Source organism: Alphaproteobacteria bacterium (assembly GCA_019635875.1).
Classification (GTDB): domain Bacteria; phylum Pseudomonadota; class Alphaproteobacteria; order Reyranellales; family Reyranellaceae; genus JAFAZJ01.
The window spans coordinates 45,253-70,581 of sequence record JAHBYP010000006.1 but is presented as its reverse complement, the minus strand read 5'-3'; the positions used below and the strand labels follow the sequence as shown (position 1 = coordinate 70,581).

Sequence of the window (25,329 nt, the reverse complement as noted above, 5' to 3'; positions counted from 1 at the left end):
GGGTCGATCGTTGTTATTGGTCGCCAGTGTGGAGCAGGCGACGGAGACGGTCAACGCTGGTCGGCCGTCAGGAGATTGCGGATATGCGTCATCGCCCGTTCGAGCCGTGCCTCGACATCGGAGGCGACGCGCTTGAGCTCTTCGTGCTGGCTTTCGAGCGCAGAGAGCTTGGCCGCCAGTTCGTCGGCCCGCGCGGTCTCCTCGCGCAGGCGCTGCTCGATCATCTTCTCGAGCCGGCTGAGCGCGTTGTTGACCTTGCCCTTGGCCTCGTCGATGCCCTTGGCTTCGTCGAGCTTCGTCGTCATCGGCAATTCTTTCTCGTGGGGCTCGCCCGGGGCCTGTTGCAGCATTGGCCTAGAATGGGCGCATGCAGCGATACCGTCAATATCTCGCGGGCTATGAGCAATCCACACGCAATATCTGGTCGTCTTCCACAAAACCGTCATTGAACCACTGATTCAGACAAGTACGCCGAAAGCGCTTGCGCCTCAAGGGGCTGGCGGCCGCCGGCGATCGTTTCGCGTCGCCGGGCAAGCGGCACATGGCGCGCATTGACGCCGCGCGGACCCCTCGGCATGGTGCGCGCCCTCAGGCAAACCGGCCGATTCCCGCCCTCGCGCCCGCAGAAATCCCGATCATGACCGTTTCGACCGCCGCTGCTCCGACATCAGCCGTCATCGCCCACAATGACATGGCGAACGCCATCCGGGCGCTGGCGATGGACGCGGTGCAGCAGGCCGATTCGGGCCATCCCGGCATGCCGATGGGCATGGCCGACGTGGCCACGGTGCTGTTCTCGAAGTTCCTGAAATTCGACGCCGCTGATCCCAGCTGGCCCGACCGCGACCGTTTCGTGCTGTCGGCCGGCCACGGCTCGATGCTGCTGTATTCCCTGCTCCATCTCACCGGCTACCCCGACATGCCCCTGGAGGAGCTCAAGCACTTCCGCCAGGTCGGCTCGCGCACCGCCGGCCATCCGGAATACGGCCATGCCGCCGGCATCGAGACCACGACCGGCCCGCTCGGCCAGGGGCTGGGCAACGCCGTGGGCATGGCGATCGCCGAGCGCTCGCTGGCGGCGCATTTCGGCGACGCCGTGGTCGATCACTACACGTGGGCCATCGCGGGTGATGGCTGCCTGATGGAAGGCATCGGCCAGGAGGCGATCACGCTGGCCGGCCATCTCGGGCTGGGCCGCCTGATCGTGCTGTTCGACGACAACGGCATCTCGATCGACGGCGCGACGTCGCTGTCGACCTCGGAAGATCACCTGATGCGCTTCTCCGCCGCCGGCTGGCACGTGCAGCGCGTCGACGGCCACGACCCGGATCAAATCGAGCGGGCGATGACCCTCGCCAAGGCCGTCGCCGACAAGCCCTCGATGATCGCCTGCCGCACCGTGATCGGCTACGGCGCGCCGAAGAAGGCCGGCACCGCCGCCACGCACGGCGCGCCTCTGGGCAAGGAGGAGATCGAGGGCGCGCGCGCCAAGCTCGGCTGGCCGCATCCGCCGTTCGTGATCCCCGACAATATCCTCGCCGCCTGGCGCGCGCTGGGTACGCGCGGCGCCGCCGCGCACAAGGCCTGGCAGGCGCGCCTCGGCGCGCTGGCCGCGGCCGACCGGCTGGAATGGGATCGAAGGCAGTCCGGCGCGCTGCCCGCCGCGCTCGACGGCGCGCTGGCCACGTTCAAGGCCAAGGTCTCGAGCGAGAAGCCGTCCTGGGCGACGCGCAAGTCGAGCCAGGAAGTGCTCGAGGTGATCAACCCGCTGCTGCCCGAGACCATCGGCGGCTCGGCCGACCTCACCGGCTCGAACAACACCCGCACCGCCACGCTGAAGCCGCTGCAGAAGGGCCAGTGGGACGGCCGTTACGTCTTCTACGGCATCCGCGAGCATGCCATGGCCGCGGCGATGAACGGCATCGCCCTGCATGGCGGCGTGATCCCCTATGGCGGCACCTTCCTGGTCTTCACCGACTATTGCCGGCCCTCGATCCGGCTGTCGGCGCTGATGGGCCTGCGCGTAATTTACGTCATGACGCACGACTCGATCGGCCTGGGCGAGGATGGCCCGACGCACCAGCCGGTCGAGCATCTCGCCGCCCTGCGCGCGATCCCCAACCTGCAGGTGTTCCGCCCCGCCGACGTGGTCGAGACGGCGGAATGCTGGGAACTGGCATTGCGTTCGCCGGAGACGCCCAGCGTCATCGCGCTGACGCGACAGAACGTGCCGACGATCTGCGGTGGCATCGCCGAGAACCGCTCGGCCAGGGGCGCCTATATCCTCGCCGGCTCGGCCGCCGACTCCGCGCGCCTGATCGCCTCGGGCTCGGAAGTCGCGCTGGCGCTCGCCGCGCGCGAGCTGCTGGCCAGCGACGGGATCAGCGCCGCCGTGGTCTCGATGCCGTCCTGGGAGCTCTTCGCGCAGCAGTCCGAGGAGTATCGCGTCGAGATCCTCGGTCGGCACGGCACGGTGCGCGTCGCGTGCGAGGCGGCAACATCGTTCGGCTGGGAGCGTTGGCTGGGCAGGCGCGGCCGCTTCGTCGGCATGAGCGGCTTCGGCGCCTCGGGCAAGGCGGCCGATCTCTACAAGCACTTCGGCATCACGCCGGAAGCCATCGCCTCAGCGGCGCGCGACGCGCTCGCCGCCAGGGCCTGACTGAAGCAAGACGGAGGGATTACCATGGCAGTCCGTGTCGGCATCAACGGCTTCGGCCGCATCGGCCGCAACATCCTGCGCGCCATCATCGAGTCGGGCCGCAAGGACATCGAGGTCGTCGGCGTCAACGATCTGGGCCCGGTCGAGACCAACGCCCACCTCTTCCGCTTCGACTCGGTGCACGGCCGCTTCCCGGGCGACGTCAAGGTCGAGGGCGACACGATCGATGTCGGGCGCGGCAAGATCAAGGTCACGGCCGAGCGCGACCCCTCGAAGCTGCCGTGGAAGGAGCTCGGTGTCGAAATCGCCATGGAGTCGACCGGCATCTTTACGGCGAAGGACAAGGCCTCGGCGCACCTGACCGCCGGCGCCAGGCGCGTGCTGATCTCGGCGCCGGGCGAGAATTCCGACCTGACGGTGGTCTACGGCGTCAACCACGACAAGCTGACCAGGGACCACGTCATCGTCTCCAACGCCTCGTGCACGACGAACTGCCTGGCCCCGGTCGCCAAGGTCCTCAACGACGCCATCGGCATCGAGAAGGGCTTCATGACGACGATCCACGCCTATACCGGCGACCAGCCGACGCTCGACACGATGCACAAGGACCTCTACCGCGCGCGCGCCGCCAACCTGTCGATGATTCCGACCTCGACCGGCGCGGCGAAGGCCGTCGGCCTGGTGCTGCCCGAGCTCAACGGCAAGCTCGACGGCGTGGCGATCCGTGTGCCCACCCCCAACGTATCGGTCGTCGACTTCAAGTTCGTGGCCAAGAAGAAGACCGACGCCAAGGAGGTCAACGAGGCGATCAAGCGCGCCGCCGCCAACCAGCTCAAGGGTATCCTCGGCTGGACCGACGCGCCCAACGTCTCGGTCGACTTCAACCACGATCCGCATTCTTCGGTCTTCCACATCGACCAGACCAAGGTGATGGACGGCACGCTGGTGCGCGTCATGAGCTGGTACGACAACGAGTGGGGCTTCTCCAACCGCATGAGCGACACCGCCGTCGCCATGGGCAAGCTGGGCTGAGGCGCAGCAAGTCCTACCTTCCCCGGAGGGGGGAAGGGCAAAAGCATCCCCCTTCCCCTTGCGCCGAAACCGCTCCATCGTAGGCGCATGAAGAGCAAGCAGCCCGCCCGCGCCAAGGCCGCTGCGGCAGCTAAGCCGCGCGTGGTGGTGTCCAACACATCGCAGCGCGTCGCGATCACGGCATGGCGCGGCGAGGCGCCGCGCCGCACGGTGATCGTGGTGCACGGCTGGAAGCACGTCTCGGCGGCGCTGCAGGCGGCGGGCGAGGCCAGGGCGAACATCACCCTGATCAGCCCGGCCGGCGCCTCCTATACGCATGGCGCGGCGTTCTGGGCGGCGATCGTCAAGCGCGCGCAGGCGCTGTTCCCGACCGCCGACGCCGAGATCGTGCTCGATTGCGACGGCGCGCCGGGCCATGCGCTGGCAGCCTTCCGCGTCGGGCTGAAGACCGTCGCCTTCGCCGGCAACGCGGCGGCCGCCGCGAGGCTGATGGACATCGCCCAGCGCCACGATGCGCGGCTGATCGAGCGGCCGCCGACCCATCTCGACCTGATCCACAGCCGCGATCCACTGGCCGCCTGCCAGGCCTTGCTCGCCGGCCGCGAGGGCTGAAGCCCATGCGGCTGCTCGCACGCCCGCTGACAGCCGAGGCGTTCGCGCCCTACGGCGAGGTGCTGACACCGCCCAAGGATCCGGGCCGCGCCTATTTCGAGAGCGCGCTCGCCAACAGTCGCGCGAATGCGCGGCCCAGCGTCTCGCTCTCGCATCGCGTGCCGCTCGAGCGGCCGGTGCTGGAGAGCGATCTGCTGGAGCGCCACGAATTCTCCTCGCAGACCTTCGTGCCGCTCGACGTGTCGCGCTGGCTGGTCGTGGTCTGCCCGCATGCCCCAGGCGGCGGACCCGACGCGGCGAAGGCCATCGCCTTCGTCGCCGGCCCCGGCCAGGGCGTGACCTATCGCGCCGACACCTGGCATCACGGGCTCACCGTGCTCGACCGCGCCGCGCGCTTCGCCATCTTCATGTGGCGCGACGGCGGGCCGACCGACGAGGAATTCGTCAGGGTGCCGCCGTTCACCGTCACGGTGGATGAGTGAGCCCGAGCGCATGAAGATGCCGGCGGGACGCCGGCGCTCCCAAGGAGGAGAGCCCGATGGCCTGGGAATCGAAGCGCGACTTCATCGGTTACGCTGGCAAGCCGCCCAACCCGCAATGGCCCAACGGGGCGCGGCTGGCGATCAACTTCGTCGTCAACTTCGAGGAGGGCTCGGAAGCCTCGATGCAGGACGGCGAGGGCTACACCGAGACGGCGCTGACCGAAGCCAGCACCTCGGCCTCCGACGTGCGCGGCCGCGACCTCGGCGGCGAGGCCATGTTCGAGTACGGCAGCCGCGTCGGCTTCTGGCGCCTGCATCGCCTGTTCCAGGAGCGCAGCCTGCCGATCACCGTCTATGGCTGCGGGCTGGCGCTGGAGCGCAACCCGCCAGCGGCGGCCGCAATCCGGGAGGCCGGCTACGACGTGTGCAGCCATGGCTGGCGCTGGGTGAAGCACTTCCTGCTGAGCGAGGCGGAGGAGCGCGAGCACATCCGCAAGGCCGTCGAGTCGATCGCGCGCATGACCGGCGAGCGGCCCTATGGCTGGTATTCGCGCTACGCGCCCAGCGTCAACACGCGGCGCCTGCTGGTCGAGGAAGGCGGCTTCCTCTACGACTCCGAGACCTACAACGACGAGCTGCCCTACTGGACCACGGTCACGGAAAAGCCACACCTGGTGATCCCCTACTCGATCACCAACAACGATACCAAGCTGCTGGGCAATATCGGCGCCACATCGGAGTGGCTGGCCTACATCCAGGGCGCCTTCGACCTGCTCTACGCCGAGGGCGCGACGGCGCCCAAGATGATGAATGTCGGCCTGCACATGCGCATCATGGGCCACCCGGCGCGCGCCTGGGCGCTGCAGCGCTTCCTCGACCACGTGATGAAGCACAAGGACGTCTGGGTGGCACGCCGCGTCGACATCGCGCGCCACTGGATCAAGACCCATCCCTATCCGGGCAAGGGGCTGAACGAATGATCCTCCCTTCCCCCGGAGGTGGAAGGTGGCGCGAAGCGACGGAAGGGGGATGTCGAAGACGGACTCCTGCGTTCGTCTTCGACATCCCCCATCCGCCCTGCGGGCACCTTCCCCCTCCGGGGGAAGGGAACGGACCCCGCGTTTACAAGCAAGTCGGCCCTCGCTAGAAACGCCGCGACCGGCGCCCCCGCAGGCGCCCCAGGAGGGAAGCCGTGAAGATCACCCGTACCGTCAAAAAGATCCTCGACAACTACGAGAGCGACAATCCCGGCACCAAGGGCAACCTCGCGCGCATGCTGATGCACGGCAAGCTGGGCGGCTCGGGCAGGATGGTGATCCTGCCCGTCGACCAGGGCTTCGAGCATGGCCCGGCGCGTTCCTTCGCGCCCAACCCCGACGCCTACGACCCGCACTACCACTACCAGCTCGCGGTCGACGCGGGGCTCAACGCCTATGCGGCACCACTGGGGCCGCTCGAGGCCGGCGCCGACTCCTTCGCCGGCGCGATCCCGACCATCCTCAAGGTCAACAGCGCCAACTCGCTGTCGACCAACAAGGACCAGGCGGTCACCGCCTCGGTGAAGGACGCGCTGCGAATCGGCTGCTCGGCGATCGGCTTCACCATCTATCCCGGCTCGGAAGACCAGTATGAGATGATGGAGGAGATCCGCGAGATGGCCGCCGAGGCCAAGTCATACGGCCTCGCCGTCGTCATGTGGTCCTATCCGCGCGGCGGCAAGCTCGACAAGGCGGGCGAGACCGCGCTCGACGTCTGCGCCTACGCCGCTCACATCGCCGCGCTGCTCGGCGCGCACATCATCAAGGTCAAGCCGCCGACCGACGTGCTGTGGCAGCCCGAGGCCAAGGCCGCCTACGAGAAGGCCAAGGTCGACGGCTCGACGCTCGCCAAGCGCATCGAGCACGTGATGAAGGCGACCTTCAACGGAAGGCGCATCGTCGTGTTCTCCGGCGGCGAGGCCAAGGATCTCGACGGCCTCTACAACGAGATCCGTGGATTGCGCGACGGCGGCGCCAACGGCTCGATCATCGGCCGCAACACCTTCCAGCGCCCGCGCGCCGAGGCGATCGACATGCTCGATAAGATCATCGCCATCTACCAGGGCAAGATGTGAGCAACCAGGCGCAGCGCTGCCGGCTCTACCTGATCACGCCACCGGCGCTGCCGCATCCGCAGATCTTCGCCGACGAGCTGCGCGCGGCGCTCGAGGGCGGCGACGTGGCGGTGCTGCAGCTGAGACTGAAGGATGTCGGCGACGACCACATCGCGCGCGCCGCCGACGTGCTGCGGCCGATCTGCCAGCTGCGCGACGTGGCGCTGATCATGAACGACCGGCCCGACCTGGCGCTGAAGCTCGACTGCGACGGCGTGCATGTCGGCCAGGAGGATACGCCCTACGCCGAGGCGCGCCGGCTGCTGGGGCCCGATCGCATCGTCGGCGTCACCTGCAAGGCCTCGCGCCACCTGGCGATGGAGGCCGCCGAGGCCGGCGCCGACTACGTCGCCTTCGGCGCCTTCTTCACCTCGTCGACCAAGAGCGCCACGACGCCGGCGCCGCTCGACATCCTCGAGTGGTGGGACGAGATGATGACCGTGCCGTCGGTCGCCATCGGCGGCATCACCACGGAGAATTGCCGCCCCCTGGTCGAGGCCGGGGCCGATTTTCTCGCTGTCGCCAACGGCGTGTGGGGTCATCCCGAGGGGCCGACCGCTGCGGTGCGGGCCTTCGAAACGATCTTCGGCGAGCTGGCGCGGTGAGCGCCGTGCGCGCGCCGCTGCTGCTGCTGTGCGCGCTGGCGACGGGATGCATCGCCGGCGATTCCGGCGAGGCGGGATCGTCGCGCCTGCTGCTCAGCCGCGTCACCTTCGATCGCACCAGCGCGCTGGGCTATCGCGCGCATGTCGAGACGGCGCATCGCTTCGCGCGTGACGTCGCGCTGCTGCGCGGCGAGAGCCGCGGCCGGCCGGTGATGATCGAGTGCCATACCGACGCCAAGGGCAGCCCGCAATTCAATCAGGGCCTGAGCCAGCGCCGTGCCCGCACCATGCGCGACATCCTGATCAACGCCGGCATCGATCCGGGGCGGCTGCGCACCGGCACGCCCGGCGCCACGCGGCTGGGCACGCCGGCCGGCGCCACGACTGTCAGCGCGCGCCCAGGCGACATGCCGCTGACGCACAACAGGTACTGCGATCTGTACGTGATCTGACTGGGAGCGCCGGCGTCCCGTCGGCTCTTCTCATGATGCCGGCGGGACGCCGGCGCTCCCATGATCACCGCGCCACCGGCAGCCACAGCACGTCCTCGATGCGCTCGGCGCCGAGGCAGAGCATTGCCAGGCGATCGAAGCCCAGCGCGATGCCTGCGCAGTCCGGCAGGCCGTGCTCCAGCGCGGCGAGGAAGTCCTCGTCGATCGGATAGCGCTCGCCATAGAGCGCCTGCTTCAGGGCCATGTCCGCCTCGAAGCGCTCGCGCTGCTGGGCGGCGTCGGTGAGCTCGCCGAAGGCGTTGGCCAGCTCCACGCCGCAGGCATAGAGCTCGAAGCGCTCGGCCAGGCGCGGATCGTCGGGCCTGGGCCGCGACAGCGCCGCCATCGACACCGGGTAGTCGCACAGGATAGTCGGCCGGCCGAAGCCCAGCCTGCCCTCGACGCGCTCCAGCATGACGCGGAAGAACACGTCCTCCCAGGTGTCGCCGTCCGACGTGCGGATGCCGATCGAGCGCGCGGCGCGCGACAGCAGCGCGACGTCGGGCGCGTGCGGATCGGGCGCCGTGGCCAAGAGGTCGATGCCGGCATATTGGTGGAAGGCCTCAGCCACGCTCAGCCGCTCGAACGGGCCGCTGACGTCGCATCCCGCGCCGCGCCATGCCAGGCGCCCTGTGCCGGCGGCCCTGGTCGCCGCGCGAAGCAGCGTCTCGCAATCGTCCATCAGGTCGCGATAGGTCGCGCCGGCACGGTACCATTCGAGCATGGTGAACTCTGGATGGTGCAGGTCCGAGCGCTCGCCGTTGCGAAAGACGCGGGCGAACTGGAACAGGCGCGGCACGCCGCCGGCCAGCAGCTTCTTCATCGCGAATTCGGGCGAGGTGTGGAGATAGAGCTTCCTGCGCGAATCGTCGGGACCGACCAGCTCGCTGGCGAAGGCGCGCAGGTGCACCTCCATGCCGGGGGAGACCTGCAGGACCGGCGTCTCGATCTCGACGAAACCCTCTCCCGCGAACCAGGCGCGCAGGGCCGCCAGGATGCGGCCGCGTGCCAGCAGCGCGGGCAGCCTGCGCCCCAGCCGGTCGGGCCGCCAATCCGGCGCGCCTGCGATATCCGCACTCATGGTCGCGAGGCTAGCACGCCGCGCTCGACGGCAGGTGCGAATCGAACCATTCTCCCGCCGGTTCTCGCCAGACGGATGGCATGGAATGGACGGCGCGACGATCGATCGCTTCTGCCGCAGGCTGCCCAGGGCCACGCGCGTGGTGCAGTGGGAAGGCGTCATCGTCTTCAAGGTCGGCGGCAGGATGTTCTGCATGCTGCCACCGCGCGAGAAGAAGCGACGCGAGGCGTGGTTCAAGGCCGACGACGCGCACTACGACTCGCTGAAGGAGGCGCCCGGCTTCCGGCCCTGCCCCTATCTCGCGCGCGCCCGCTGGGTGGCGGTGGAGCATCCCGAGAAGCTCGAGGAGGAGATGCTGAAGGCCTATCTGCGCCGCGCCCACCAGGTCATCGCCGCCAGGCTGCCGCGCAAGACGCAGCTGTCGCTCGGCTTCGCCCCGCCGCCGCGGCCGACGACGAAGCGACGCTCCGCCTTCGACGAGCCGTTCTAGAACATGGTCCCGACAGGTCGAGCCGCCACTGTCATCCCGAGCGCAGCGAGGGATCTTGAGACCAGCGAAAGATCCCTCGCGATGTTCGGGATGACAGCAGAGCATTTCGAGCACGGAATTCCATGAGCCACGTCCCCTTCGTCGAGTCGGGCTCCTACCCCGTCCGCCCCGGCAATGCGCTGCGTCCGCTGATCGACGGCACGCCGGTGTTCCGCCGCATCTGCGAGGCGGTCGAGAGCGCGCGGCACAGCGTGTGGATCTGCGCCGCCTTCGCCACCATCGACTTCCGCATGCCCGACGCGCGCGGCTCGTTCTTCGACGTGCTCGATCGCGCCGCCGCGCGCGGCCTCGACGTGCGGGTGATCTTCTGGCGGCCCAACAGCCACGAGGGCAATGCTACCGCCTTCCGCGGCACGGCGCTCGACCGCGAGTTCCTGGGCGCGCGCGGCACAGGCTGGCGCATCCGCTGGGATCGCACGCACGACGCCTATTGCCAGCACCAGAAGAGCTGGCTGATCGACGCCGGCCACGACCGCGAGATCGCGTTCGTCGGCGGCGTCAACATGACCCTGCGCGGCGAGTCCGTGCCGGGCCATCCCGGGCCCGGCGAGCGCCACGATCTCTATCTCGAGATCGCCGGCCCCGCTTCCACCGACGTGCACCACAATTTTGTGCAGCGCTGGAACGAGGCCAGCGAGCGCGACGTCGAGGACGGCCATTGGGGCCATACCGGCGACGACCAGCTGCCCTTTCCGACCAGGCTCTCGCCGCCGCGCGGCACGGCGCCGGTGCAGATCCAGCGCACTGTCCATGCCGGCCGCTATCGCGACGGCACCGCGACGCCGGGCGGACGGGTCTTCGACATCGCCGGCGGCGAGCGCTCGATCCTCGACCAGTACCTGCGCGCCATCGATGCCGCCCGGCGCACGATCTACATCGAGAACCAGTCGGTGCCGATCGTCGCCGTGGCCGGACGGCTCGAGGCGGCGCTGCAACGCGGCGTCGATGTCGTCATGCTGGTGCCGGCCGAGGTCGAGCCCTTCGTGCGCGAAGCGCGCCGGCGCGGCGAGCGGCAGGCGCTGTTTCAGCAGCTGGGCGTGCTCGATCGCTACGTGAACTTCCGCATGGCCGGCATCCAGGGCCACACCGCCAGGGGCGAACCCTACGGCATCTACGTCCACGACAAGGTGATGATCGTCGACGATGCCTGGGCGACCATCGGCTCGTGCAACCTGCACGCCTTCTCGCTCGAAGGCAGCACCGAGCTCAATGCCGCGTTCCACGACCCCGACATCGCGCGCCGGCTGCGCTGCGATCTGATGGCCGAGCATCTAGGCCGCGACGTCGAGGCGCTCGACGAGCGCGCGGCGATGGCGCTGTACCGCGAGATCGTCGACGCCAACCGTTACCGGCTCGATACCGGCGCACGGGACTGGCAGGGACTCGCCTTTCGGCTCGACGCGGCGACCTACGGCATGGATTAATCGCGTCGACTCACCGCATTCGGAGCCCGGCGTTCACATGCTCGACGACAAATCCCTCGACCTGCTCTTCCGCACGGCGCGCACGCAGAACGGCTGGCTGCCGAAGCCGGTGACTGACGAGCAGATCCGCGCCATCTACGAGATCGTCAAGATGGGCCCGACCTCGGCCAACTCGCAGCCGGCGCGCTTCCTCTTCATCCGCACCAGGGAGGGCAAGGAGAAGCTCAGGCCGGCGCTGTCGGAGGGCAACACGGCCAAGACCATGGAAGCGCCGGTGACCGTGCTCGTCGCCTACGACACGCAGTTCTACGAGAACCTGCCGCGCCAGTTTCCGCACAACCAGGACGCCATCAACTGGTTCAAGGGCACGCCGGCAGCGATGCCCACCGCGGTGCGCAACGGCACGCTGCAGGGCGCCTACCTGATCATCGCCGCGCGCGCGCTGGGCCTCGACATCGGCGCCATGAGCGGCTTCAACAACGCACTGGTCGACGAGACCTTCTTCCCCGACGGCCGCTTCAAGTCGAACTTCCTGTGCAATATCGGCTACGGTGATCCGACGAAGCTCTTCGCGCGCAGCCCGCGCCTCGCCTTCGAGGACGCCTGCACGCTGATGTGAGCCATGGATCCTGAGGGAGGGATCGCGATGCGCAACTTCACCGAGGCCAACCTCACCGAGGAAGTCGTCGCCCGCATGGGCGAGGATTGCGATCCGCGCCTGCGCGAGGTGATGAGCGGCCTGATCCGCCACGTGCACGCCTTCGTGCGCGAGACGCGGCTGACGCCGGAGGAATGGATGAAGGGCATCCAGTTCCTCACCGAGGTCGGCAAATGGTGCGACGACAAGCGCCAGGAGTACATCCTGCTGTCCGACACCATGGGCGTGTCGATGCTGGTCGACGCCATCGCCAATCCCAGCGCCGGCAACACCACCGAGTCGACGGTGCTCGGCCCGTTCTTCCGCGAGAACCCGCCGATCATCGCCAATGGCGGCGATATTTCTCCCGGGATTGCGGGTAAGCGCATCGACGTCGATTGCCGCGTGCTGTCGGAGGACGGCACGCCGATTTCGGGTGCGCAGATCGATTGCTGGCAGGCCTCGCCCGACGGCGGCTACGATTCGCAGATGGGCGACGGCTCGAAGCACAATCTGCGCGGCCGGCTGAAGAGCGACGCCGCGGGCCGCTTCTGGTTCGAGACCACGCTGCCCGCCTGCTACCCGATCCCCGACGACGGCCCGGTGGGCGAGCTCCTGCGCGCCATGGGCCGCCACCCGTGGCGGCCGGGCCACCTGCATTTCTGGGTCCAGGCCCCGGGCCACCGCCAGGTCATCACCCACCTCTTCGTGCGCGGCGATCAGTACCTCGACAGCGACGTGGTATTCGGCGTCAAGGAAGCGCTGATCAGCGACTTTGGCGCCGCCAACGACCGCGGCAGGTTGAGCTACGACTTCCGGCTGAAGAAAGCGGCGTGAAGTGTCCGGCCTGCGGACACTAGGCACGCTGTGGCTGGCAGTCGTCATGCTGGCGTCTGCCGCGGGCAGTGTCGCCCACGCGCAGGACCGGATGCCGCCGCAGATCGGCTACCTGATCGACCGCACTGGCCCCGGCCTGCTCGATGCCGCGTTCCTCCGCGGCTTGCGCGAGCACGGTTATATTCTCGGCCAGACCATCAGCGTCGAATACCGCTGGACCGACGGCCATACGGAACGTCTTTCGGCCTTCGCCGCCGACCTGGTAGCGCGCCGCGTGAAGCTGATCGTCACGCAGGGCGCAGCGGCCACTCGCGCCGCCATGGCGGAAACCAAGACCATTCCCATCGTGATGGCCAGTACGCAGGACGCGGTGGCAGACGGACTGGTCGCCAGCCTGGCGCGTCCCGGCGGCAACGTCACAGGCCGCAGCGTCTACGCGCGCGAGCTGACGGCAAAGCGCCTCGAGCTTCTCAAGGAAGCCATCCCCGGCCTGTCACGCGTGGCGGTGTTGTGGAACGCCGCGGCGGCGGGTGTTCCAGGCCAGTTGCGCGAAGCCGAAGCGGCGGCTGCTGCGCTGCGCCTTGCCGTCGTGCCAGTCGAAGTCCGTATCCCGCAGGGACTCGACGAGGGCGTGCGCGGCGCCAAAGCCGCGGGTGCCGGCGCGGTGCTGATCCTCTCCGACAGCATCACGATTCAGAATCGATACGAAATCGGCGAAGCGGCCCTGCGCCACCGTTTGCCGTCGATGTTCGCCAACAAGATTTATGTCGAAGGGGGCGGCCTGCTGAGCTACGGACCCGATCTCGCGGAAAGCTTTCGCCTGGCGGCCGCTCACGTCGACAAGATTCTCAAGGGCGCCAATCCCGCCGACCTGCCGGTCGAGCAGCCGACACGCTTCGACCTAACCATCAATCTCAAGACGGAGAAGGCATTAGGCCTCACCCTGCCGGAAAGGTTCAGGGCACGAGCGGACGAGATGATGCAGTAATCGGCGCCCGGGCAGGGCTGCTAAAGCTGGATATCGTGGCTAATTCGCCCGGTTGCCCCCCCTCACCCGCTCTGATAGGTTCCGCGCGCTTTCCGGGGGCGGCATTCGCCCCCGGCCGTGTTTTTAGCCTCCGAGCCTCGGTCGACCCATGAAAGTGCCCATCAACACCATCCGTGCCGGCAACGTCATCGACGTCAATGGCCGCCTCTACGCCGCGATGAAGGTGCAGCACGTCAATCCTGGCAAGGGCGGCGCCTTCGTCACCCTGGAAGCCCGCGCGCTGAAGGAAGGCAACAAGCTGCAGGAGCGCTACCGCTCCGGCGAGACCGTCGAGCTGGTGCGCATCGACGCGCATGATTGCAGCTTCCTCTACAAGGACGCCGACGGCTTCCACTTCATGAACAAGGAAAACTACGAGCAGTTCACCATGACCGAGGAGATGATCGGCGCTGAGCGCGCGCCCTTCCTCCAGGACGGCATGGAAGTGGTCGTCTCGATGCACGAGACCACGCCGGTCGGCATCGAGATCCCCAAATCGGTGACCCTCAGGATCGTCGAGGCCGACGCGGTGGTGAAGGGCCAGACGGCCTCGTCGTCCTACAAGCCGGCGGTGCTGGAGAACGGCGTGCGCGTCATGGTGCCGCCGCATGTCGGCGCCGGCACGCGCATCGTGGTCAACACCGAGACCGGCGAGTACATGGAACGCGCCAAGGATTGACGGTGCAGCCGTCATCCCGAGCGTAGCGAGGGATCCAGGCTGCCACTAGATCCCTCGCTGCGCTCGGGATGACAGAGAGATTGGAGCATGCAATGACACGGCCACCGAGCAAGGGCGGCGACCGGCCGGTGGCGCGTGTCGGCCGCGCGCCGGCAGGGCCGATCCGCGAGCGCTCCGCGCCGCTGCCGCGCGCCAGCCAGGCGGCCAAGTCGCCGCTGATGACCATCATGCAGCGCGCCGCCTTCGCCGCCGGCAAGGGGCTGAAGCGCGACTTCGGCGAGGTCGAGCACCTGCAGTTCAGCGAGAAGGGCCCGGGCGACTTCGTCAGCCACGCCGACCTGCGCGCCGAGCAGGTGCTGCGCGAGCATCTGCTGCACGGCCGCCCGAGCTTCGGCTTCCTCGGCGAGGAAGGCGGCGAGACCAGGGGCGCGGGCGAGTATCGCTGGATCGTCGATCCGCTCGACGGCACCACCAACTTCATGCACGGCGTGCCGCACTTCGCCATCTCGATCGCCCTGGAGCGCGCGGGCGAGGTGGTCGCCGGCCTGATCTACAACCCGGCCAACGACGATCTGTTCTACGCCGAGAAAGGCTTCGGCGCCTTCCTCGAGACGCCTTTCGCGCGCTCGCGAAGGCTGCGCGTCTCGGGCCGCCGCCAGCTCGGCAGCGCGCTGATGGCCACCGGCATCCCGTTCCAGGAGCGCGGCGACCACGAGCGCTTCACCGAGAGCCTGCGCGCGGTGATGTCGAAGACCGCCGGCGTGCGCCGCTTCGGCGCCGCGGCGCTGGATCTCGCCTGGGTGGCGGCGGCGCGCTTCGACGGCTTCTGGGAGTTCGACCTCTCGCCATGGGACGTCGCGGCCGGCACGCTGATCGTGCGCGAGGCCGGCGGCGTGATCTCCGACATCGGCGGAAAACCCTACGTGCTGGGCGGCCCGACCATTCTCGCCATCAACCCGCTGCTGCGCGATCCCGTCGTCGAGCTGCTGGCGCCTTCGGCCTGAGAGTTATGCGACCGCCTCGCCGTTGAGGCGCGCAATTCGACGCGGTAGAGTGCGGCGACACTGGGGCCAGTCGCCGCGATCTGCAGCGGCGACTCAACATGGCGACGCTCATGACCTCTTCGCTCCCGGCGCGCCGTCGCGTCGCCCTGCCGATCCTTGCGGGCCTCGCCATGGTGTCGCTGCCGGCCGCGGCCCAGCAATCCTATTACGGCGGCGCCGGCTACGGCACGAGCATGGTCGGCGCCTACAATCCCTATACCCAGGGCGGCCGCGCCTATGGTGCGCCGCCCCGCCAGCCGGCCTACGGCCAGCCCGTGCCCCACCAGCCGTCCGCCGGCCAGGTCGGCGCCTACAATCCCTGGCGGCAAACCGGCGGTGGCTATTCGCCGCCCGCCGGGGGACCGCCCCCGGCTCCGGCCGCGCCCTACGCCGCCCGTGGCGACGCCGATCCGCGTGGCAGCCTGCCGCCGCCACCGTCCGGTCCGATCCGCAGCCGCCTGCTGTCGGTTCCCGAGGTCGGCACGCCGAAGGGTCCGACGGGGCCGTTCAGCAGCGTGCCCTATGCGCCGCGCCGCTCCGGTGCCGTTCGGCCGCCGGCCCCGCCCCGCCCGACGGCTGCCGCTCCGAAGCCCGCGCCGCGGCTCGCCAAGGCCGTCGCCTCGCCGCCGCCTGCCGTAGCCAAACCGACCCCGACACCCATCGCTGCGCCAATGCCGGCCACGCCCGCCGTCGCGCCTTCTACCGTGCCCGCGACGCCACCCGAGCCGCCGAGGTTGGCGCCGGTTGCGGCTGCGAAACCATCGGCACCGCCCAATCCCGCGTCGCCGCCGGCCGCTTCCGCCAAGCCGCCGGAGCCGTCGAAGTCCGCCGCCGTCGTGATCGAGCGTCCGACACCAAGCACCGCGGCCCCGGCGGTCGCGCCAGCCCTGCCTGCGGCCAGGCCGGCCTCCGTCGCCCCGACGCGCGTGACGTTCGAGACCAACTCGCCGGCCCTGTCGGCGGCTGCGCGCGCCGCGCTCGACAGGCTCGCGGCCCAGCTGGTCGCCAACCCGGCTCAGCGCACGATCCTGAAGATCTACGCCGCCAACAGCGGCCCCGAGACCCGGCGCCTGCTGCTGGCGCGCGGCCTGGCGGTGCGCGCCTACCTGATCGACAAGGGAGTCGCGAGGGACAGGCTGAACCTGCAGCCGCTGGGCGCGTCGGCCGATGGCGGGCCGGCCGACCGGGTCGATGCGGTGAGCGGCACCGGAACGTGATTTCGCCACAACATCTGCCTATATGTCGCCGAGCCGCGTCGTGAGGCCCGGCCTGCGGTTTCCAGGGATCCGGCGATGACCCGCCCCCGCGGCTTTCTTCTGCGCATGTTCGTCTTCCTGCTCGCCGTCGGCGCCGGCGCCTGGCTGCTGCGCGTCGAGCTGATCCGCATCTTCCATCACAACATGCTGGTCAACGGCGCCATCCTGCTCGTGCTGGTGCTGGGCATCCTCTACGTCGTCTACCAGGTCTGGATGCTGGGCCCCGAGGTGCGCTGGCTCGACAGCCTGCAGCGCGACGAATTGCCGGCCTCCGACGGCTCCGACCTGCGCCTGCTGGCGCCGATGGCGGCGATGCTGCGCGAACGCAGCGACCGGCGCCTCGCCCTGTCGCCGGTGGCCATGCGCTCGATGCTCGAGGGCATCGGCGCGCGCCTCGACGAATCGCGCGAGACCTCGCGCTACGCCATCGGCCTGCTGATCTTCCTCGGCCTGCTCGGCACCTTCTGGGGCCTGCTGGAAACCATCAGCTCGGTCGGCGACGCGATCGCCAACCTGCAGGTCTCCAGCGGCGACGCCTCGCAGATGTTCGCGCGCCTGAAGGCCGGCATCGAGGGACCATTGAGGGGCATGGGCACGGCCTTCGGCGCCTCGCTGTTCGGCCTGTCCGGCTCGCTGGTGGTCGGCTTCCTCGAGCTGCAGGCCGGCCAGGCCAACAATCGCTTCTACCGCGAGCTCGAGGACTGGCTCTCGACGCATACCCGCGTCGGCGGCGGCGCGCTGTCGGTCGACGGCGACGCGACCATTCCCGCCTATGTCGAGGCGCTGCTCGAGCAGAGCGCAGAGAACATCGACAAGCTGCAGCGCACGCTGGTGCGCTCCGAGGAGAACCGCGAGAACACCGGCGCCGCCGTCACCCAGCTCATCGAGCGGCTGTCGACCCTGTCGGAAACGCTGCGTCAGCAGCAGCAGCTCCTCGCACGGCTGGCCGAGAACGCGGTCGAGCTGCGCGGGCTCACCACCAGGCTGGCCGAGCAGTCGCTGGCCCAGGCAGCCGACGATCCGGTGCGCGGGCATCTGCGCAACCTCGAAGCCTACATGGCGCGCCTGCTCGAGGAGGCGGTGCGCGGCCGCACGGCGCTGGCCGATGAGCTGCGCGGCGAGTTCAAGCTGTTGGCCCGCACGCTGGCCTCGACGCGCGGCGGCGCGGCGCCGCCCGCCGACCAGCCGCGGCCGCTGACCGCCGGCGAGCGCCTCGTGCCGCCGGCCGACAGGACCTGAGCCGCCATGGCCAGCATCGGCGGCCGTCATCGCGGCAGCGCCCATGCCGAGTACACCTGGCCGGGCTACGTCGACGCGCTGGCCAGCCTGCTGATGGCCTTCGTCTTCCTGCTGTCGTTCTACGCCGTGGGCCAGATGGCGCTGAGCTCCGCCGTCTCGGACCGCGACAGCGCCATCGACAAGCTCAACGCCCAGCTCGCCGCCCTGGGCGACGTCCTCAACATCGAGCGCGCCAAGTCGGCCGACCTCGACCGACGGCTGAGCGCGCTGGGCACGCAGCTGCGCGACACCACGACGGCGCGCGACCGGCTGGCCGGGCAATTGCGCGACGCCGAGGCGCGCATCGCCGGCCTGCTGCGCGAGCGCGACGATCTCGGCGGCCGCCTCGCCGCCGCCGGACGCGAGCGCGACCAGCTGCAGGTCCAGCTCGGCGGCGCGATCCGGGAGCGCGACCAGCTGCAGACCAGCGTCGAGGGCTTCGTGCGCGAGCGCGATGCCGCGGCCGCGGCGGCCAGCAAGGCGCGCGGCGAAGCCGACGAGCTGCAGCGTCGCCTCGATGCGGCGGGCACCGCGGCGGTCAAGTCACAGGGCGAGATCGACGAGCTCAAGCGCCGGCTCGACGCGGCGACGACCGCGGCCGCCAAATCGCGGGGCGAGGCCGACGAGCTGCAGCGACGCCTCGACGCGGCGGGCGCGGCGGCAGCCAAGTCGCAGCTCGAGATCGAGGAGATGCAGCGGCTTATTGCCGGCATGACGACCGACCGCGAGAAGCTGCAGCGCGACCTGGCGGTCCTGCTGGAGGAGCGCGAGCGGCTGGCCGGCCGGCTGAAGGACGTCGAGGATCGCGCCAAGGCCCAGGTGCTCGACGACAAGAAGATGGCGGATGCGCTGAAGGCGGAGATCGAGCGGCAGAAGCTCGAGCTCACCCGGATCTCGGCGGCGATGGCGGCGGCCAACGACGAGAAGGGCAGGCTGTGGGACGACCTGAGCGCCGAGCAGAAGCTCACCGCCGAGCAGAAGGCGGCCATCGTGCGGCTCACCGCCGAGCTCAACGCGCTCAAGCGGGAGCTGGCCAAGCTCGGCACCCTGCTCGACGCCGCCGACACGAAAGCCAGGGAGCAGCAGGCGCAGATCGTCGATCTCGGCACGCGGCTCAACCGGGCGCTGGCCAGCAAGGTCGAGGAGCTGTCGCGCTACCGCTCGGAGTTCTTCGGCAGGTTGCGCGAGGCCCTGGCCGGGCGCGGCGATGTCACCGTGGTCGGCGACCGCTTCGTCTTCCAGTCCGAGGTGCTGTTCGACCCGGCGCAGGCGGCGCTGCGCGAGGATGGCGAGCGCCAGCTGGTCGATCTCGCCCAGCGTCTGCGCGACATCGCCCAGCGCATCCCGCCGGACGTCGACTGGGTGCTGCAGGTCGACGGCCACACCGACGCGATTCCGATCAACACGCCGCAGTTCCGCTCCAATTGGGAGCTGTCGACGGCGCGCGCCATCGCCGTGGTCCGGGTGCTGGAGGCTGCCGGCCTGCCGCCCAACCGCCTGGTGGCGGCCGGCCACGCTGAGCACAAGCCGCTGGTCGCCGGCACCGACCCCGCCAGCCGCGCCAAGAACCGCCGCATCGAGCTGAAATTGACCTCACGCTGAATACCTTCCCCCGGAGGGGGAAGGTGGCGCGCAGCGACGGAAGGGGAATGTCGAAGACGAACTCCGGCATTCGTCTTCGACATCCCCCTTCCGCCCTTCGGGCACCTTCCCCCTCCGGGAGAAGGCAAGACCTACGACGGCAGCAGCACCATCTGCGTCTGGATCGTCTGCGTCAGCATGCGGCCGCTCTCGTCGTACAGCCGGGTCTGCCAGACGCTGGTACGGCGCCCGGCGTGCAGGCGATCGCACACGGCGCGGATCTTGCCCGCCTTGCAGCCGGCGAAGAAATTGGTCTTCGACTCCAGGGTCGTGGTGCCGGCGCCGTCGGGCAGGTTCAGCACCGCGCCCATCGCGCCGACGGTATCGGCCACCGCCATCAGGGTGCCGCCATGCACGGTGCCGCCGAGCGTGGTCAGCTCGGGCTTCACCGTGAACTCGCCGACGACGCGCTCGGGCGATGCCTCGACCACGACGAGGCCGAGCGTCGTGGACAGGGTGCCCTGCATGCGGGCGTTGAGGTCGGCGGCGGACAGCACGGGCATGGACGGTTCCTCTTCGAGCGATGGGCGCAGATGACCATGCGGGGCGTGGCTCGCACAATTACCTCCGGCGTCATGTGAGGTAGTTGTCATCCCGAGCGCAGCGAGGGATCCAGGCCGGCCGTAGATCCCTCGCTGCGCTCGGGAAGACAGGGTCACTCCGCGGCGCGGTCGAACTGCAGCTCGGCCAGGCGCGCGTACAGCCCGCCGCGGGCGGCGAGCTCGCGGTGCGTGCCCATGTCGATGACGCGGCCGTGCTCCATGACGGCGATGCGATCGGCCTTCAGCACGGTGGCGAGACGATGCGCCACGATCAGCGTCGTGCGCTGCTTCGTCAGACGATCCAAAGCGCTCTGTACCGCCAGCTCGTTCTCGGCATCGAGCGAGGAGGTCGCCTCATCGAGCAGCAGGATCGCCGGATCGCGCAGGATGGCGCGCGCGATGGCGACGCGCTGGCGCTGGCCGCCACTCAGCCGCACGCCGCGCTCACCGAGGAAGGTGTCGTAGCCCTGCGGCAGCGCCTCGAGGAAGGACGCGGCTTGCGCCGCCTCGGCCGCTTCGCGCACCTCTGCGTCGCTCGCCTCGGGCCTGCCGTAGCGGATGTTGTCCATGGCGCTGGCCGAGAACAGCACCGGCTCCTGCGGCACGATGGCGAGGCGCGAGCGCAGCGCCGCGCGCGTCACCGTGCGGATGTCGGTGCCGTCGAGCCGGATCGTGCCCATCTGCGGGTCGTAGAAGCGCAGCAGCAGGCTGAACACCGTGGTCTTGCCGGCGCCCGAGGGGCCGACCAGCGCCACCGTCTCGCCCGGCGCGACGTCGAGATCGAAGCCGTGCAATGCGGAGGTCTCGGGCCGCGCCGGATAGCGGAAGGTGACGTCGCTGAAGCTCACCGCGCCGCGCGCCGGCGAGGGCAGCGGCAGCGGCGAAACCGGATCCTCGACCGGCGAGCGCTCGGCCAGCAGCTCGGCCAGCCGCTCGGCCGCGCCGGCGGCGCGCTGCAGGTCGCCGATCACCTCGGAGATCGCGCCGGCGGAGGCGGCGACGACGACGGCATAGAACACGAAGGCCGAGAGATCGCCCGCCGTGATACGGCCCGAGAGCACGTCGTGGCCGCCGATCCACAGCAGGATGCCGACGGCGCCGAAGACCAGGAAGATCACGATCGAGGTCAGCGTGGCGCGTTGCAGGATGCGCGCCTTGGCCGTGCCGAAGGCGGCCTCGACCAGCAGGGCGAAGCGCGAGGTCTCGCGTTCCTCGTGGGCGAAGGCCTGCACCGTGCGCACCGCATCGACGCGCTCGCCGGCGAACGACAGCACGTCGGCGATGCGCTCCTGGCTCTGCCGCGAGAGCCGGCGCACGCGCCGGCCCAGCACGATGATCGGCACTACCGCCAGCGGCACCACCAGCAGCGCCAGCAGCGTCAGGCGCGGGCTGGTGATCAGGAGCATCGCCAGGCCGCCGACGAACATCAGCGAATTGCGGATCGCCACCGAGACGGTCGAGCCCACCACCTGGTCGATCAGCGTGGTGTCGGCCGACAGCCGGCTCATGACGTCGCCGGTGCGCGCGGTCTCGAACCAGGCCGGGCTGAGCTTCACGACATGGGCGAAGGCCGCGCGGCGGATATCGGCGACGACCCGCTCGCCCAGCCACGAGACGAAGTAGAAGCGCGCCGCCGAGGCGATCGCCAGCACGACCACGGCGGCGAGCAACGAGGCCAGCGCGTAGTCGAGCACCTCGGGCCGGCCGGCGGCGAAGCCGCGGTCGATCAGCGCGCGCAGGCAGGCGCCGAAGGCCAGCACGGTGGCGGCGGCGACGAACAGCGCCACCAGCGCGCAGGCCACGCGGCCGCGATGGGGCCTCAGGAAAGGCCACAGGAAGCGCAGTGGCTTGAGGTCGCGGCTCGCCGGCGGCGGGTTCGACGTGTCGGCCATGGCGCGATCAGCCCAGCGCCAGGTCGGCGCCGGTGGCGGCGCGGATCTCGTCGCGCAGCATGCGCGCCAGGTCGCGCCCGCCGCGCGTGTCGATCCAGCGGTCCGAGCTCTGGTCGCGCGCGAAATGCGTCGCCCCGGAAGCCGGCGAGGACACCCAGATCTGCCGCGTCGGTGCGTGCTTGTTGATCACGTAGGTGCCGCCGTCCTCGAGCTCGACCGTCAGCACGCCGCCCTCGAGGTCGACCTCGGCGCCGGGCAACGCATCCTCGAAGGCGGTGGTGAGCGCCGACAGGAAGCGGTTGGCGTAGCTGTCGAAGGCGGTGTCCATGCTGCGGCGGGCCTGGCGGGCAAGGCGTTGAAATCAAACGGTTGGCCGGCCTATAGCAGGCGCCCCGGCGGGCAACAAGCCGGGCTGGGGTCGCGGCCCGTATCGGCGCGCCTTGCGGCCATTGGTGGATCGTGTTCTCCCAATTCCAGCTTATTGCATTGCTGCGCCATCGGCCCTTGCGTCGACCCATCGACGTGCCTCGACCGCGTTGGCGAACAGCGGCAGCTTCGTGTCGACCAGCGCCGCAGCGACTTCACCGTGCGCGACGATCGCGAAAGGCCCACCTGACACTGCCGCGGCATGGCGCCCCGCCACAGCGACGGCGGCACGGATGATGGCGGGCCGAGAGGCACCGCCGATGGCGATGTCGACGATCCAGCGCGAGCGGCCGCCGCGATGCGCCCGGGACAGCTCCAGACAGCCGTGCTGGACCGGGCTCAGCGCCGCCACGCGGCCGATGGCGGCCTGGGTGGCGTGCAGGCGCGCATGCATATGCAGGCGGCTGGCCGCTGTCATGCCGCCGGTGCCAGATCGAGAAGGCGAGGACCGGCTCGCCGCGCATCGGATCTCGGCTCAAGCCTGGTTGCGCGCGATCACCTCGGCCGCGGTCAGCGGCTTGTAGGACGACTCCGGCGCGGCGAACGCGCGCACCAACTCGGCCTTCAGCCGCTCGAAGGCTTCGTCCTCCACCCGCTCCCTGTCGCGGCGGATCCGATCGCGGATGTACTTTCTGACGTTCTCATAGGAGCCGTTCTCGCCGGCATTCGCCGCGACGAACTCGGCCAGGGCGCCACTGCGGCGGACAGTCAGGGTGGTCGTGTCGGACATGGACGGCTCCCTCTGTTGGTATTCAATAGGATCAACATTGAATACGGCACAATGGGACAACCTCGGCACCCAGTTCGCTGCGCGCGACCATCGTCAGGTCCCCCGGCAGAGCCGCGCGGAACCCTCGTGACCGCTCTGGGCCAAAATCAGGTTATTGCGTTGTGCCTCGATTAGGTTTTCGTGTCGACCGCGTCGGCGAACAGCCGCCGCGACAGGCTCCGACCTCATGCTGAGGAGGCCGCCCTCGTATCCCCCGCGGCCGTCTCGAGCATGGGGTTGTGGGCTGCGCCTGCAGCCCACGCCTCGAGACACACCCTTGCGGGCGCCCCTCAGGATGAGGTCGGAGCCTGCCGTCCCCGGGGACGAGCTTGCCGGGGCGATGTCGCGCGCTGATGTCGCGATCGGCCGATAATTGTAATGTCTGCAACGCGGCATTCGGGATACGGCGCACCGACGCCGCTGGTCAGCCGCGGCGATCGGGGCAATCTTCCTGCCCGGGCCGGATTCGCGGCCGCGCGGGAGACCAGGATGACGTGGGAACTCTATGCCCTGCTGGCGGCGACCGCCCTGGGCCTGGTTCATCTCTCGGCGGCCTCGTTCGCCTTCAAGGCGCAGGTCGGCAACCGCTACAGCGTCGGGCCGCGCGACGAGGGGCTGCAGCCGACCGGCGTCGCCGCCCGCCTGGCGCGCGCCAATGCGAACTTCCTCGAGACCTTCGGCTATTTCGCCGCCGCTGCGCTGATCGTGCAGCTCACCGGGACGTCCGGGCTGCTGAGCCAGATCGGCTGCGCGCTCTACCTCGGCGGGCGGGTCGCGTTCCTGCCGCTCTACGCCGCCGGCACGCCGTGGATCCGCACCTTCAGCTGGAACGCCGCCACGCTGGGCCTGGTGCTGGTGGGCATCCAGAGCCTGGTGTGAGCCGAGGTCGTCCCTGACCCGACGAATCGCCGGATTCCCGGCCATTTCAGCTGTATATCTGCCCCTGCCCTGCCCGCTTGCCCCCGCCGGACGTCTCCTATATAAGGCGCCGCTCGCGCCCGGAGACCCGCCCGTGAAAGAGAAGATTCACCCTGCTTACCACGAGATCACCGTGGTGATGACCGACGGCAGCTCGTTCAAGACCAAGTCCACCTATGGTGAACCTGGCGCGACGATGCGCCTGGACATCGACCCCAAGACCCACCCGGCGTGGACCGGCGTCAGCAAGATGGTCGATCGCGGCGGTCGCGTCTCGCGATTCAATCAGAAATTCGGTGCACTCGGGCGTTCGGGCGGCAACAACAAGCAGTAGCCCCCCGACGAGAGGATCCCCCGGCGGGGGAGTTCCACAAACGCCCGGCCACTCGCCGGGCGTTCGCATTTTGCGACACCGGCGATGGCCTCCAACCGCAAAGGGGAGACCATCATGACCACCATCAGGATCCTCGGCGCCGGCGACGAGCGGCTGCTGGCCGCCTTCTTCGAGAGCGCACCCGACCGCACGCTGATGCAGCGCTCCAACCTGGCGCGCGCCGGCGCCGCCTGGCACGGCCAGCGCTATGGCGGCGTGTTCGCCGGCGCCTTCGACGGCGAGCGGCTGAGCGGCGTCGTCGGCCATTACTGGAACGGCTTCCTGCTGCCATTGGTGCAGGACGTCGCGCGCGACTTCCGGCCGCTGCTCGATGGCCTGCTCGACGTCACGCCGCTGCCGGTCAACGGCGCGGTCGGCGACTGGGACCAGGTGACCGCGACCTTGATGCATCCGCGCATCGCCGGCCGCGCGGTGCGGCGCTGCGCGCGCGAGATCCTCTACGGCCTGCCGCTCGAGGCGCTGCGGGTGCCGGCGCCGCTGCGCCACGGCGAGGTCAGCGTGCGGGCGATCGCGGCCGACGACGTGCCCATGCTCACCGCCTGGCGCATGGAGTTCCTCGTCGACACCTTCAAGCTGGGGCGCAGCGGCGCAACCTTCGACGAGGCCGCGCACGAGCTGGGCACGGCGCTCGCGGAGAAGCGCGGCTGGGTGGTCGAGCTCGACGGCAGGCCGCTGGCCTATAGCGGCTTCAACGCCGCGCTGCCCGACGTTGTGCAGGTCGGCGGCGTCTACACGCCGCCCTTCGCGCGCGCCCGCGGCCTGGCGCGCGCGGCGGTCGCCGGCAGCCTGCTGAAGGCGCGCGACGCCGGCGCCCGCCGCGCCGTGCTGTTCACCGACGTCGCCAACGTCGCCGCGCAGCGCGCCTACGCGGCGCTGGGCTTCAGCGCCATCGGCGACTGGGG

The 25,329-nt window shown here is 69.7% G+C and carries 26 protein-coding genes and 2 pseudogenes; 21 read left to right on the top strand and 7 right to left on the bottom strand.

The annotated features are described in order from the left end of the window. Nucleotides 1-50: 50 nt before the first annotated feature. Nucleotides 51-305: a hypothetical protein gene (locus KF889_21270; GenBank protein MBX3501981.1), complete on the bottom strand. Its 255-nt coding sequence runs from the start codon at nucleotides 303-305 to the stop codon at nucleotides 51-53. Between the two features lie 332 nt (nucleotides 306-637). On the opposite strand from KF889_21270, the gene tkt reads away from it, so the two are divergent. From tkt to KF889_21230, 8 genes are all read left to right on the top strand, one after another. Next, nucleotides 638-2,659 carry a transketolase gene (gene tkt, locus KF889_21265; GenBank protein MBX3501980.1) on the top strand — a complete coding sequence of 674 codons (2,022 nt, stop codon included), beginning with the start codon at nucleotides 638-640 and terminating at the stop codon, nucleotides 2,657-2,659. Between the two features lie 24 nt (nucleotides 2,660-2,683). Beyond that, entirely contained in the window at nucleotides 2,684-3,691 is a 1,008-nt protein-coding gene (gap, locus tag KF889_21260; protein MBX3501979.1) for a type I glyceraldehyde-3-phosphate dehydrogenase, read from the top strand. 87 nt (nucleotides 3,692-3,778) lie between these two features. Beyond that, nucleotides 3,779-4,303 (top strand): hypothetical protein, encoded by a 525-nt coding sequence (locus KF889_21255; protein MBX3501978.1) that lies wholly within the window; start codon nucleotides 3,779-3,781, stop codon nucleotides 4,301-4,303. A gap of 5 nt (nucleotides 4,304-4,308) precedes the next feature. Then, complete coding sequence (locus KF889_21250; protein MBX3501977.1) at nucleotides 4,309-4,785, top strand: ureidoglycolate lyase; 477 nt, start codon at nucleotides 4,309-4,311, stop codon at nucleotides 4,783-4,785. 56 nt (nucleotides 4,786-4,841) lie between these two features. After that, entirely contained in the window at nucleotides 4,842-5,765 is a 924-nt protein-coding gene (locus KF889_21245; protein ID MBX3501976.1) for an allantoinase PuuE, read from the top strand. A 212-nt stretch (nucleotides 5,766-5,977) separates the two neighbouring features. Continuing rightward, nucleotides 5,978-6,898, top strand: a complete 921-nt coding sequence (locus tag KF889_21240) for a class I fructose-bisphosphate aldolase (protein MBX3501975.1) — start codon at nucleotides 5,978-5,980, stop codon at nucleotides 6,896-6,898. Beyond that, entirely contained in the window at nucleotides 6,895-7,542 is a 648-nt protein-coding gene (gene thiE, locus KF889_21235; GenBank protein ID MBX3501974.1) for a thiamine phosphate synthase, read from the top strand. The genes KF889_21240 and thiE overlap by 4 nt, the downstream gene beginning before the upstream one ends. After that, nucleotides 7,539-7,994 (top strand): OmpA family protein, encoded by a 456-nt coding sequence (locus KF889_21230; protein MBX3501973.1) that lies wholly within the window; start codon nucleotides 7,539-7,541, stop codon nucleotides 7,992-7,994. Before thiE ends, KF889_21230 begins: the two co-directional genes overlap by 4 nt. 64 nt (nucleotides 7,995-8,058) lie before the next feature. Here the strand turns inward: KF889_21230 and genX are convergent, their stop codons facing one another. Then, nucleotides 8,059-9,114: an EF-P lysine aminoacylase GenX gene (gene genX, locus KF889_21225; GenBank protein ID MBX3501972.1), complete on the bottom strand. Its 1,056-nt coding sequence runs from the start codon at nucleotides 9,112-9,114 to the stop codon at nucleotides 8,059-8,061. Nucleotides 9,115-9,199: 85 nt separating this feature from the next. Between genX and KF889_21220 the strand changes: the two genes are divergently transcribed. From KF889_21220 to KF889_21175, 10 genes and pseudogenes are all read left to right on the top strand, one after another. Then, nucleotides 9,200-9,604: an MmcQ/YjbR family DNA-binding protein gene (locus KF889_21220; protein MBX3501971.1), complete on the top strand. Its 405-nt coding sequence runs from the start codon at nucleotides 9,200-9,202 to the stop codon at nucleotides 9,602-9,604. A 122-nt stretch (nucleotides 9,605-9,726) separates the two neighbouring features. Further along, nucleotides 9,727-11,088: a phosphatidylserine/phosphatidylglycerophosphate/cardiolipin synthase family protein gene (locus KF889_21215; GenBank protein MBX3501970.1), complete on the top strand. Its 1,362-nt coding sequence runs from the start codon at nucleotides 9,727-9,729 to the stop codon at nucleotides 11,086-11,088. Between the two features lie 37 nt (nucleotides 11,089-11,125). Then, nucleotides 11,126-11,707, top strand: a complete 582-nt coding sequence (locus KF889_21210) for a malonic semialdehyde reductase (GenBank protein MBX3501969.1) — start codon at nucleotides 11,126-11,128, stop codon at nucleotides 11,705-11,707. 27 nt (nucleotides 11,708-11,734) lie between these two features. Continuing rightward, entirely contained in the window at nucleotides 11,735-12,562 is an 828-nt protein-coding gene (locus tag KF889_21205) for an intradiol ring-cleavage dioxygenase (GenBank protein MBX3501968.1), read from the top strand. A gap of 46 nt (nucleotides 12,563-12,608) precedes the next feature. Then, nucleotides 12,609-13,550 (top strand): ABC transporter substrate-binding protein, encoded by a 942-nt coding sequence (locus KF889_21200; GenBank protein ID MBX3501967.1) that lies wholly within the window; start codon nucleotides 12,609-12,611, stop codon nucleotides 13,548-13,550. 148 nt (nucleotides 13,551-13,698) lie between these two features. Continuing rightward, complete coding sequence (efp, locus tag KF889_21195) at nucleotides 13,699-14,268, top strand: elongation factor P (protein ID MBX3501966.1); 570 nt, start codon at nucleotides 13,699-13,701, stop codon at nucleotides 14,266-14,268. A 92-nt stretch (nucleotides 14,269-14,360) separates the two neighbouring features. Then, nucleotides 14,361-15,272 carry an inositol monophosphatase gene (locus KF889_21190; GenBank protein MBX3501965.1) on the top strand — a complete coding sequence of 304 codons (912 nt, stop codon included), beginning with the start codon at nucleotides 14,361-14,363 and terminating at the stop codon, nucleotides 15,270-15,272. Nucleotides 15,273-15,382: 110 nt separating this feature from the next. After that, nucleotides 15,383-16,528: a hypothetical protein gene (locus KF889_21185; GenBank protein ID MBX3501964.1), complete on the top strand. Its 1,146-nt coding sequence runs from the start codon at nucleotides 15,383-15,385 to the stop codon at nucleotides 16,526-16,528. A gap of 75 nt (nucleotides 16,529-16,603) precedes the next feature. After that, nucleotides 16,604-17,719, top strand: a pseudogene (locus KF889_21180) (flagellar motor protein MotA). Between the two features lie 93 nt (nucleotides 17,720-17,812). Next, complete coding sequence (locus KF889_21175; GenBank protein MBX3501963.1) at nucleotides 17,813-19,447, top strand: OmpA family protein; 1,635 nt, start codon at nucleotides 17,813-17,815, stop codon at nucleotides 19,445-19,447. Between the two features lie 131 nt (nucleotides 19,448-19,578). On the opposite strand, the gene KF889_21170 is transcribed toward KF889_21175, so the two are convergent. The 5 genes from KF889_21170 to KF889_21150 form a co-directional block, all read right to left on the bottom strand. Next, entirely contained in the window at nucleotides 19,579-19,989 is a 411-nt protein-coding gene (locus KF889_21170; protein ID MBX3501962.1) for a PaaI family thioesterase, read from the bottom strand. A 152-nt stretch (nucleotides 19,990-20,141) separates the two neighbouring features. Continuing rightward, entirely contained in the window at nucleotides 20,142-21,920 is a 1,779-nt protein-coding gene (locus KF889_21165; GenBank protein MBX3501961.1) for an ATP-binding cassette domain-containing protein, read from the bottom strand. Nucleotides 21,921-21,927: 7 nt separating this feature from the next. Next, on the bottom strand, nucleotides 21,928-22,248 hold the full coding sequence (gene cyaY / locus KF889_21160; GenBank protein ID MBX3501960.1) for an iron donor protein CyaY: 321 nt from the start codon (nucleotides 22,246-22,248) through the stop codon (nucleotides 21,928-21,930). 150 nt (nucleotides 22,249-22,398) lie between these two features. Beyond that, the gene (locus KF889_21155) at nucleotides 22,399-22,764 is read right to left on the bottom strand and encodes a hypothetical protein (GenBank protein MBX3501959.1); all 366 of its coding nucleotides are present in this window, start codon (nucleotides 22,762-22,764) and stop codon (nucleotides 22,399-22,401) included. Between the two features lie 57 nt (nucleotides 22,765-22,821). Further along, nucleotides 22,822-23,076, bottom strand: a complete 255-nt coding sequence (locus KF889_21150) for an addiction module antitoxin (GenBank protein ID MBX3501958.1) — start codon at nucleotides 23,074-23,076, stop codon at nucleotides 22,822-22,824. A 528-nt stretch (nucleotides 23,077-23,604) separates the two neighbouring features. Here KF889_21150 and KF889_21145 point away from each other — a divergent pair. From KF889_21145 to KF889_21135, 3 genes and pseudogenes are all read left to right on the top strand, one after another. Beyond that, entirely contained in the window at nucleotides 23,605-23,994 is a 390-nt protein-coding gene (locus KF889_21145) for an MAPEG family protein (protein MBX3501957.1), read from the top strand. Nucleotides 23,995-24,127: 133 nt separating this feature from the next. Beyond that, complete coding sequence (rpmE, locus tag KF889_21140) at nucleotides 24,128-24,367, top strand: 50S ribosomal protein L31 (protein ID MBX3501956.1); 240 nt, start codon at nucleotides 24,128-24,130, stop codon at nucleotides 24,365-24,367. Between the two features lie 84 nt (nucleotides 24,368-24,451). Next, nucleotides 24,452-25,309: pseudogene (locus tag KF889_21135) on the top strand (GNAT family N-acetyltransferase). Nucleotides 25,310-25,329: the final 20 nt, after the last annotated feature.